Source organism: Psychrobacter sp. AOP7-A1-24, from assembly GCF_052376235.1.
In the GTDB taxonomy this organism is placed as follows: domain Bacteria; phylum Pseudomonadota; class Gammaproteobacteria; order Pseudomonadales; family Moraxellaceae; genus Psychrobacter.
In genome coordinates this window covers 36384-47582 of sequence record NZ_JBQSVM010000025.1, presented here as the reverse complement: position 1 = coordinate 47582, position 11199 = coordinate 36384, and the positions used below count along the sequence as shown (strand labels likewise).

Here is an 11199-nt window from a genome sequence, read left to right as displayed (position 1 = left end):
GGTGCCAGTATCCTTTATTGGGGTTTGATTGAGTGGGCGTATTATTATCAAGGTCCTCCTTTTAATCTACCTGGCGGCTCACCTGACGCTATTCGCTGGGCGACTACCTACGGGATTTTTCACTGGGGACCTGTGGCTTGGTCTATCTACTTAGTACCTGCTGTGGCTATCGCTTATTTTTATTATGTACGTCAAAAACCGGTACTGAAAGTTAGCCAAACGCTCATGCCATTATTGGGCGAAAAGCTAGCAAGCAGCAACTGGGCCAAGCTATTAGATGTGTTATTTATCTTCGGCATGGTTGGTGGTGGCGCCACAACGCTCGGTCTGGCATCTCCACTGATTAATGAAGGGTTATACAATCTATTTGGTTTACCACGTAACACCACGATGCAGATTGTCGTGTTATTAGTCACGACTATAATTTTTGCTTATAGCGCCTATCAAGGGTTAAAAGGCGGCATCCAAAAGCTCTCCAACATTAACTTTTACTTGGCTGTCATTTTCTTATTATTCATTTTGATTGTCGGTCCAACTGTCTTTATTTTGAATACTGGGTTGGAGGCTATCGGGCGCTCTATCACTGAAATGCCGCGCATGATGACGTATATCGAGCCATTCAAAGACTTCCCAGAATTCGGCTTTGAACACACAACCTTTCCACAAGATTGGACGGTGTTTTATTGGGCATGGTGGCTAGTATTTGCGCCAACGATTGGATTGTTTATTGCCAAAATCTCGCGAGGTCGTACGATACGTAATATGGTACTAGGGTCAATGTTTTATGGCTCGCTTGGCTGTGCTATGTTTATGGTTATCTTAGGCAACTACGGTCTGTATTTACAGTTGACGGGGGCGGTCGATGTAGTGGCGGTACTCAATAACGAATCTCCAACCGCTGCCATCTTTGCTATCTTAAATAGCTTACCGATGTCTTATTTAGTCATCGCGGTATTTACCTTTTTATCGGTTATCTTTACTGCCACAACCTTTGACTCAATCTCTTATATATTGGCGTCTGTCGTCCAAAAAGAAGTGGATGATGAGCCGCATCGTTGGAATCGCTTGTTTTGGGCATTCACTTTGTGTTTATTACCCGCTACCTTGATGTTCTTAGGAGATCTGCAAACCTTACAGACAGCGTCTATTTTCGCTGGTGCACCGCTCATCATTATTTTGGGTATGATGATGATATCTGTGATTAAAGCCGCTCGATATGATCTTGAGTATCAACCTGATTACAGTGTCAAAACTATCCATATCGAAGAGCTACCTGACAATGCGCCGTGGGAAGAAGGCGAAACCTCAGAAGCACTAGAAGGCTCAGTCCTGCATCAAAATGAAGAGTGGGAGCAGATGCGTGAGGATACTGAAAATGCGGAGAACCCTGAAAATAATAGTTAATCATTGAGCATCATAATGGTTGCCGTTTGATATTATTCTAAAACACCAAAAAGGCTGGACTATATCGATAGTCCAGCCTTTTTATTTGTCCGCTATATGGGTCAATTATATAGCTTCGGCTGACTCACTCAATGTCATCTCACTCAATGCCATATGCATACGATTTAATCCTTCGAGTAGCAATGCTCTAGGACAGGCCACGTTAATACGCATTTTAAGATGCCCTTCCTCACCGTACTTATATCCTGCGCTCAGCTCAACCTTGGCAGCTCGCAGCGTATCATATAGCACTTGATCGTCTTGACCATACGCTGAGCAATCTATCCAAATCAAGTACGAAGCTTCTGGACGCATGACCTTGATTTTAGGCAGATGCTGATTTAAAAACTGTACGGTTAACTCAATGTTGGCTTCGATATAACTCAGCGCCTGCGTCAGCCACTCACCGCCCTGCTCATAAGCCACACGCATCGCTGTATAAGCAAATAAGTTCAGCTCGTATTCGTCATTTAACTGCTGCTGTTGGCTGATTTTTTGGACCAATGCTTCGTCTGTCGCAAATATCATAGAGCCTTTGATACCCGCGATGTTAAAGGTTTTGGTCATCGATGTCAGGCTAACTACATTATGCTCATAGCCTTTAGCTACGGTTAGAAATGGCGTAAACGTGTGACCAGTCAAGGCCAAATCTTGATGAATCTCATCACTGACAATCGCTACATTGTGCTTTTTGCAAATCGTAAGCAGTGCTTCTAACTCATCTGTCGTCCATACGCGCCCGCCCGGGTTTTGCGGGTTACACAGCAGATAAAGCTTAACGTCATGCTCGATGATTTTGGCTTCGATATCGGCCAAATCCAGCTGATATCTACCCTCAACCTCTTGTAACGCAGAGATTACGAGCCGACGACCATTCTGCTCAACCTTACTCATAAACGGCGTATAAATAGGATCGTTGACCAGTACTGCCTCACCTACTTCGGTAAAGACATTCATCATTAGCGCTAGGCTTGGCACGACACCGGGGGAAAACAATATATTCTGCTTTTTCAGTGGCAAATCATAACGGCTGCCGTGCCACTGAATAATTGAGTCATACAGGGCATCGGTAGGTTTGGTATAGCCCAATATGCCATGCTGCACGATTTGCTCAATTGAATCTAAAATGGGCTGGGCGGCCTTAAAATCCATGTCTGCGACCCATAGCGGAATCGTGTCATCGGTATAGTGCCACTTGAGTGAGCCTGTATTACTTCTATCGATTATTTCATCAAAGTTGTATTGCATTGGTATTCTTCTTAATTATAAAAATAGTGGTTTAGGGTACAACATGAAGGGCGTCATCGCCAATGGATCTAGCTAATTTGAATGCAATACATTTTAAACTGTCTCAAAGAGTTAACCTTCACTTTGCTTAGGAGAAAGCCAGTCAATACTCTTAACCAACTTTGCTTCATTTTCAGAAATAGCTTTTTTAAACGCTTGGTAGCTTGCGACTTTTTGCGGAATTGCTAATTTAAACTTGTAGATACTACCACCGAAGCCATTAAGTAACCCCATATTCAAGTCGAGATTGGTTATGTCACTTGGGGCAATATAGCCACCAATATTTGCTTTATATAAAAACAAATACGAGAGTACTTGATTTAGGTCATCACGGTTAATTTCATTATTTTTCATACGCTTATATTTAGCGTCTAAAATAATACGATTGTCTTTCACAAAGTCAGGATAACGACGCACGTTATTACCTGAAAACTTTTGGGCATACACCTTCATACCACCTTGTCGGGTATTGTTAGTAGGATGGTCATATCCGATAGGACTTAGTAGCGTATTGAGATACTCCTCCCATAACCACGCTCCATCAAATAAAATACCGTGAGCCTTATCATCATTGTTAGCATATTTCAGACCTTCATAACGTAAGATTTGCAGACAGATTTTTTGCAGGCCACTGTATTCTGTAAAGTAAGGATGGACAAAAGGCCTACGGTTCATATTGATGATAGTATGTCGGTCACGTACATGATATGACGGAGTATGCTGGACAATGAGATTGACGAAATCAAGTGTTTCACTGTCACTATGCAACACATCTCGCAGGTTAGGTTTTTGTTTAATAAGCTCTATAGCATGACGAATAAGCTGAGAGATTGGATTGTCAAAACTATGTTCGCGCACACTGTAGGCAACGTTGCCTCGAAATAGTAGATTTTTGCGTAGATGGGCTTTGACATCGATAGTCCCTTTGAGACTACTGTCGTTGTAGCTTTGCTTTTGATATTCTTTGTACAGACCTTGTGAGAGTGCTTTTTTAAGAAAATAAGGAAACAGATATACCAAAAAATCAAACAGGTTGGTTTGATTTCGACTGTGCTTTAAGTCAAACAGGTTAATACACAATACTTTTTGCAGCATGTAATGTAGAAAGTAATCTTCTTCAATAGCCTCTTCTTGATTGGATCTGTCATCATTATCGACAACAGAAGCCCGAGCAAAACGGGACTGAATTTTCAATTGTGTATCTTTCACACCAATAAAGCCCATGATATTTCCTGTCTCTAAAACGGTCTGAGACTCACGAACCTTTAACTCAAAGATTGGTTTGCTAGCAATATCGTCTTCATTATCTTCAAAATGTGCGGGGAAAACCAACAAATTGGGGTGTGCTGTCACTAGCTCACCAATATTTTTACTAGCGAGTAATGATAAATCAGCTATAGCTTCGTTGACGTTCGGCACATTAGAATCAAGAATTAATGAAGCATTATCCGTCGTTATGATCATCATCAAACCCTAACTGTAGATTATAGGCATCTTTTAATCCTTGAATCTGTTGCTCAGCATCAGGATAACCACGCAGATATTCAAAAAGTAGCGACTCTAAATGATATGTCCATAACTTATCAAAATCGCCATCATAGTTGGCAAGCTTTAGGAAGTAAGATGGGCCAACATGATAAGCTGAATTCCATCCTTGCACAGATTCGATAGCCTTGTTTAAAGCTATTAAGCGCTGTTCAGCTTCCTCTTCCCAATCATCAATTTGGCCTTCCCACATAGATAGTCGATCTTCTGACTTAATTTCTTTCCATGCGAAACGGCGGCGCATAGCAAAATCAAAAGACTCAACACTGCGGTCGATATCATTCATCGTGCCAATAATATAGACGTTATCTGGTATATAAAAACCTTTTTTGAATACATCTTCGTCCGTTTGCAAATTGGCGTATTGAGTAGTGACTCTACCACTATCCCCTCGATAGCCAGGGTCAATAGAGAAGAACAACTCACCCAATACTTTAGAGATTTCAGCACGATTAATCTCATCCAAGATAATAATAAATTTTTTGCTTTTATCGCCCGTATCAGACATTCTAAGGTCATAATTTTCTTCGATATAATCGCATACTGAAGTTAAGTACGGTTTCCAGCGTAATGATTTACCTGTTTCTAAATAATTTTGTATTAAGGGCTTGGTTAAAGTGATTTGCCGCTGTGTTTCGCTCGAAAGAACTGCTGTGATATTTTCGCGTGAATTGACAATAATACTAAACGGACTTTCGCGACTTGGCGTTGTCAGGTCTATAGCGCTTTCGGATATATCATCTATAAACCTTTGGTAAACTTCTTCAAAATTACTTAACTGCTGATTATTTTTATATTTTAGTGCTTCTTTACAAAAATTTTTAAAGCTTCCATCTCGCAGCTCAAAACCAACTTCTCCATTTTCATTTTGAACAGGTCTCAAGCCTTCTACAAAGTCAGTATAGTCATAAGATGGATGAAACTGAATGAGTTCATATTTTGCACCCCATTCCTCAGCCAACGTTTTAGCCAAATAGGTTTTACCTGTTCCGGGTGCACCTGTAAGTATGAGATTTTTATTAGCAAATAATAGCTCGCTAATTTCTTTAAGTAGTGGGTGAGTGATTGACTGCTGTGTTTTTTGAGTGGCTATTTTTCCGTTCAAATTTAGCTTATTGGCAAACTCAAAAACCTTTTTATATGCGTTAAACAAATCTCCCTTCAAGTCATTTATGATGCTGTAATAGTCAATTAAAGACAATTGCTGTGCATCGTCTAATTCTATAATTCGACCGAATAAGTAGTGCTCATCTTCAACAGGATTTTGGAAGTTAGCATCGCTTGTACTCAATGCAAAATCTCTATCGGTAAGCTTTATTATTTCATTACTGCTTCTCAAAGCTATAAAAGCATCCATATAAGGTTTGATATATTCTATCGGTGTCTTTTCATCTTTAAATCTGACATACAGCGTATTAAACCCTAGTCCATAACCAATTTTATTGTTTGATAAGTAAATATGATACTGAACTTCGGTGCCTGCCCCTTCATTGATCGCCCATTGTCTATCTTCACTATCATATTTAAACAATAATTGTGAGTTAGTGATCTTTTGATTACCTACCAGCTCTTTTCTAGCTATGAGAAAATCTTTTTTAAAACCACCAACGTCTTTGTTTATAAGACTTACTAAATGACCAATGCTATCTATTTTGATAGCATTGGCATTGATATAGTCGAGTTCCATCATTGCTTCAACTAACTCGTTTCGTAGTGTCCATTCAAACAAGTTACGCGCTACCTTTTTACCAAGCATTGTAACTAGCCAGTAGGTCTTATCACCCTTCTCAGTAGTTATTTCAAACCTATTTAAGCGCTCTTGAACAACTCTACTAAACCCAGTGACAAACCCACTGATAGAAGATGGAGATGTATTATATTTTTCAGCTAAATATTTACAGGTTGCCTTGTGCTCATGTTCTAAAAAGAAGATGCTCAGCACATATTTATAGTTATTGGTCATAAAATTATCGTCAGATAATATCTCTAACCATTCATACTTAGTAACTTGTGATTTAGAATTATAATCATCACTTCTAACGACAACCTGCTCCATATTTATTCCTATAAATTAATAATTTTTTAGTATTATTCATAAAACTAACGCCCCTTAAACTCAGCCTCACGCCGCTCAACTATTACCATTACACCCTTTTTCGCATCTTCTGAATGAAAGAGCGGCGACAGACAGCTAGAAACATTAGCCTGCACCGCTTTTTACCTAATCGTTAAATAATCGCTGAGATAAAAACCTAACGTTGCAGGTAGTTCAGTTTGGATTGTGCAGAAGTATTGCCTTGATCGGCAGATTTTTGATACCACTCTATCGCTTTCTCGTATGACTGAGTAACGCCTCTACCCGTCTCATAGATGAGTCCCACATTATACTGAGCATAAGAATCACCCTGCGCAGCGGCCAATGATGTCCACCTTAGCGCTTGCTCATGAGATTGCACCACGCCACGGCCTTGATAATACATTCCGCCCAGATCAGACTGCGCATGGACATCTCCTTGCTTTGCCGCTTTCAAAAACCACTTAGCCGCTTCGGTATCAGATTGAGCAACCCCGCGGCCCATTCTATAAAGCTTGCCTAGACTTTGCTCAGCAGGTGCATAACCATCCTCGCCAGCTTGGCGATAGTAATCATAGGCTTGGTCATAATCCTTATGATTGTAATAAGCTTGGGCTAATTGATAAATACCATAGGGGTTATTAGGGTTTTCTGATACCGCGTACTGACAAGCATCAATTATCCCTTGGGTATCTATATTTGCTTCTAGAATATTAGAGTCTTCAAGGAGATAATCATCGTAAGCTTCGATCTTGTCGCAGCTTTGTATTTTCGTATGGGTATGGTTTTTGTCATGTGTTGGCGTATGCGTTTGAACGCCTGCATGCCCTGATGACATCCATAACAACAGACCTGCTGATAGCAATAACCCTTTCATCATAGTTGACCTTATATTATTAAGTCTAACGACCCGTAAACTCAGCTTCACGTCTCTCAACCATCGCCATTACGCCCTCTTTTGCATCTTCTGAATGAAACAGCGGCGGCAGATAGCTATGGATATTAGCGAGTGCGGTCGCAGCCCCATTGCGACTTGCATCTTGCGCTGATGACAATGTACCTCTGACGCCCAAAGGCGCAGCTTTGCAGATTTCTTGTGCCAACGTCAATGCGCGGTCATACTCAGACCCGTTTGCTACCACTTCGCTGACCAAATTCAGTCTATCAGCTGTTTGTGCATCGAATGCTTTACCAGTAAGCAGATACGGCATGGCTTTTTGCCAGCCTGCCGCCGCGACGAAGCGTACCGTCGCCCCACCAAATGGCATGATGCCGCGCTGGACTTCCATTTGGGCAAAGTTACAGTTGTCACTAGCGATCACCACGTCACTGTTTAGCATCAGCTCGATAGCTACGGTAAAGCACGTGCCCTTAACCGCTACGACCACAGGCTTAGTACGCAGTTTCCCACTGATTCCCCATGGGTCGATTTGCTCATCATTAAACTCAAATACACCATCGTTTAGCTTGTCTTGTAGCTCGACTAAATCCAACCCAGCGGTAAAGTGATCACCATGGGCAAATATCAGCGCACAGCGTAAGTTGTCGTCTTGCTCGTAGCGGGTCATCGCATCAGACAGCTGCCCGATCATATGACTGTCAAAGGCGTTACGTTTATTGGCACGATTGAGCCCGACAAGGCAAACGTGGCCTTGCGTGTCATAAGTGATGCGATTGTCTGTGCTATTACTGTCCGTAGTCATGGTTTCATCCTTGTTCAAATAATCATTGTCTTATAGTGGTTAGTTTTATAGTCGTTGTCTTATAGTAGGTAGTTTTATAGTGGTGGTTATATGGTTAAATCTCGATACTTTACTCATAGAAATTTGTCGATAGGCCCACTTTTAATATAGACACCCTCGCGCTATAACACAAGCAGCAGAACTGCCACGAATAAAGCACAGTTCAATATCAGTTGACCTCATTTGCGATCAGTGTAACCATTATCAAACTTAAGACATCACTCAGAGCATTTTATGGAATTTTGGCACGGTTTTTTGCTTATCACCAGCGTCCATCTACTCGCTGCCGCCTCACCAGGGCCTGACTTTGTCTTAGTATCGCAGCAGACATTGGCAAAAGGTCGACGCACTGGTTTGATCTGTAGTCTCGGTATTACCTTAGGTCTTGCCGTACATATTATCTATTCGGTATTGGGACTGGCGACGGTCATTGCTCACTCGCAGCCGTTATTGACCACTATTAAATGGTTGGGCGGCGGCTATCTGATTTATTTGGGATGGCAAGGTATCCAAGCCAAGCCTAAAAAACCAGCAGATTTAGCCACAGCCGATCTTTTAGGAGAAACGCATCCTTTAAAAGACGCAGATCCGTTAGAGCACGCAGACTTACAAGTGAGCTCCAGCGCTCACGCTTCACAAGATACGCTCACTAGCCAAACCAATCTCACAACTAAAGCCGCCACTATCGAAAAACCATCGAGCAATAGCGAATCAACCTTTGCTACATTGCGTCGCGGATTCTTTTGTAATGTCTTTAATCCAAAAGCGCCTGTCTATTTCGTTGCTATCTTTACGCTTGTGTTGTCGCCTGACATACCGCTTTGGCAACTGGCTATTTATGGCGTATGGATGATGATCTTACAGATGTCATGGTTTAGTACAGTCGTAATGCTGCTCTCTATCCCTGCTATTCACCGCCGCTTTCAAAGGTTTGAGCATTGGATCGACCGCATATTAGGTACAGCGATGATAGTATTGGGCTTAAACCTCATTTTACGTAACCGATAAAACGTTTGTTTGCGGCGAAATCTGCTAAAATGGTTGATTATATTCAAACATCAAAGCCGCGCACTATGACCAGTTATCCCTCGAACAGTAAGCACAGAAACAGATCTCCTGCGACCGCAAAAAAGCTCGGTCAGCTGCACCCACGCAACCCGCACCAAGGTCGTTATGACTTTGCGGTACTGACTCGCGCTTTACCCGAGCTTGCTGAACATACGATTACCAATCCTAAAGGTGAGTCGACGATTAACTTCTCGGATCATCAGGCTGTGCGCGTGCTCAATAGAGCCCTGTTGGCGAACTATTATGGGGTCAAGTTTTGGGATATTCCTGAAGGCTATCTATGCCCGCCTATCCCCGGTCGTGCAGATTATATTCACTACATCGCGGATTTATTGGCACAAACCACTCACGTAAATGCTGATAACACACCGCCGACAGGCAAAGAGATTCACGCGCTTGATATCGGTACTGGTGCTAGTGCTATCTATCCTATCGTTGGCAGCCAGAGCTATGGCTGGCGCTTTACCGCAAGCGATATTGATCCTATTTCGGTCAATACCGCAGCGTTGATTTGTGATTCAAACCCAAAACTGAAAAACTCAGTTAAAGTAAAGCTCCAACCTGAGCCTAAATTCATCTTTAAAAACATCATCGGTCGTCAGGATTATTTTGATATCGTGGTTTGCAACCCTCCGTTTCATGCGTCTTTAGAAGAAGCAATGGAAGCCAATAGCCGTAAGCAGCATAACCTGCAACGCCATCGTGGTAAAAACGAAAGCCCTCAAATCAGTCGTCATTCAACCAAGTCAGGTAATGCTGCTCAAAACCTAAACTTCGGTGGTCAGCATAAAGAGCTATGGAGTGAAGGTGGCGAGATTGCCTTCTTAACCAAGATGATAAAAGAAAGTCAGGGCTTTGCAGAGCATGTCGGTTGGTTTACTAGCCTCGTCTCAAAGTCTGAAAACGTAAAGCCGTTACAGCTGCTACTAAAGCAATTGAATGTCACTCAAATGCGTATCATTGAGATGAGCCAAGGCCAAAAAAGCACGCGTCTATTGGCATGGCGTTTCGACACCGACGAAGAGTAATCACTAAACCAGACTACTAACACCTTGTTTCACGTGAAACAAAAAGGCACCACTTTGAATATCAAAGCGGTGCCTTTTTTAAAGATTAATTTTTATAACGACTAATTTTAATAAAAGCTAACCTTTATTAAAACTAAGTAAAAACCTAAATATAGTCAGTCCTAAATAAAAGAGGTACAACTACGCGATATGGGTTACGTTTTTCTTGCTTGCTGTGCCTACGCAGACAGAGGCGGCGCAACATGTAACCCGTATCGATGTGTTTATTTTATAGTGAATCAACTATAGATTAGCCAAAAAACATCACCTTTAGCCCGATTAAGACAAGTACCATACCACCCAAAGCTTCTGCTTTATCTTCTAACCACGTCCCCGAGCGCCAACCTAGATAAACACCAAATAAGCCAAATACAGCAGTAACGATGGCAATAATCAGACAAGCTAACCAAGCATTGATTGCCAATAGGTTGAGCGTAAATCCCGCAGCCATCGCATCGATACTGGTCGCAATAGCGAGCGTAAACAAAGTGCGTTGACTGATCTGTTTTTGCACGGTACTGTTGACTAAAACAGCATCAGTACTCACCTCAACCTCTTTATTTCCAGTGCTTTTAGTAACATCATTAGCCTCATCAGTCCCATTAACTCCAAAGAATACTTCGTAAAGCATCTTTGCGCCGAGAGCGATAAGAATAAAACCACCAATCCAAGGCGCAGCCGCTGCCAACCAACCCAACAGTGCCGCACCTAATAAGTAGCCTATGAGCGGCATCACGCCCTGTGCAATGCCAAAATATAAAGCAGCATAAATAGCCAAACGCAGCACATAATAATGGCTTTGCTTTTGTGATTTAGCCCCTAGCCCGATCGCGACAGCAAACGCATCCATGGCCAGCGCGATAGCAAGTAGTATCACCTCAATCATTTTGTATTTCTCATAAAATGGTCAGATTTTTGTTCCACGTGAAACAAAAATACCGCTTTGGCATCCAAAGCGGTATTTTTATATGCT

At 42.0% G+C, this 11199-nt stretch carries 9 protein-coding genes; 3 read left to right on the top strand and 6 right to left on the bottom strand.

The genetic code is table 11. The annotated features are described in order from the left end of the window. On the top strand, window positions 1-1404 hold a 1404-nt coding region (locus ACT3QQ_RS09695; RefSeq protein WP_444527851.1), incomplete at its 5' end, for a BCCT family transporter. 105 nt (window positions 1405-1509) lie between these two features. On the opposite strand, the gene ACT3QQ_RS09690 is transcribed toward ACT3QQ_RS09695, so the two are convergent. From ACT3QQ_RS09690 to ACT3QQ_RS09670, 5 genes are all read right to left on the bottom strand, one after another. Continuing rightward, on the bottom strand, window positions 1510-2691 hold the full coding sequence (locus ACT3QQ_RS09690) for a MalY/PatB family protein (protein WP_444527850.1): 1182 nt from the start codon (window positions 2689-2691) through the stop codon (window positions 1510-1512). A 111-nt stretch (window positions 2692-2802) separates the two neighbouring features. Beyond that, the gene (locus ACT3QQ_RS09685) at window positions 2803-4197 is read right to left on the bottom strand and encodes an McrC family protein (protein WP_444527849.1); all 1395 of its coding nucleotides are present in this window, start codon (window positions 4195-4197) and stop codon (window positions 2803-2805) included. After that, window positions 4175-6331 carry an McrB family protein gene (locus ACT3QQ_RS09680; RefSeq protein ID WP_444527848.1) on the bottom strand — a complete coding sequence of 719 codons (2157 nt, stop codon included), beginning with the start codon at window positions 6329-6331 and terminating at the stop codon, window positions 4175-4177. The genes ACT3QQ_RS09685 and ACT3QQ_RS09680 overlap by 23 nt, the downstream gene beginning before the upstream one ends. A 196-nt stretch (window positions 6332-6527) precedes the next feature. Further along, a complete protein-coding gene (locus ACT3QQ_RS09675) occupies window positions 6528-7229 on the bottom strand; it encodes a tetratricopeptide repeat protein (protein ID WP_444527847.1) in 702 nt (233 codons plus the stop codon). Between the two features lie 22 nt (window positions 7230-7251). After that, entirely contained in the window at window positions 7252-8052 is an 801-nt protein-coding gene (locus ACT3QQ_RS09670; protein ID WP_444527846.1) for a crotonase/enoyl-CoA hydratase family protein, read from the bottom strand. Between the two features lie 273 nt (window positions 8053-8325). Between ACT3QQ_RS09670 and ACT3QQ_RS09665 the strand changes: the two genes are divergently transcribed. Continuing rightward, complete coding sequence (locus ACT3QQ_RS09665) at window positions 8326-9099, top strand: LysE family translocator (RefSeq protein ID WP_444527845.1); 774 nt, start codon at window positions 8326-8328, stop codon at window positions 9097-9099. A gap of 29 nt (window positions 9100-9128) precedes the next feature. Next, on the top strand, window positions 9129-10187 hold the full coding sequence (gene rlmF / locus ACT3QQ_RS09660; RefSeq protein ID WP_444527844.1) for a 23S rRNA (adenine(1618)-N(6))-methyltransferase RlmF: 1059 nt from the start codon (window positions 9129-9131) through the stop codon (window positions 10185-10187). A 289-nt stretch (window positions 10188-10476) separates the two neighbouring features. On the opposite strand, the gene ACT3QQ_RS09655 is transcribed toward rlmF, so the two are convergent. Beyond that, the gene (locus ACT3QQ_RS09655; protein ID WP_444527843.1) at window positions 10477-11112 is read right to left on the bottom strand and encodes a manganese efflux pump MntP; all 636 of its coding nucleotides are present in this window, start codon (window positions 11110-11112) and stop codon (window positions 10477-10479) included. Between the last annotated feature and the right edge of the window lie 87 nt (window positions 11113-11199).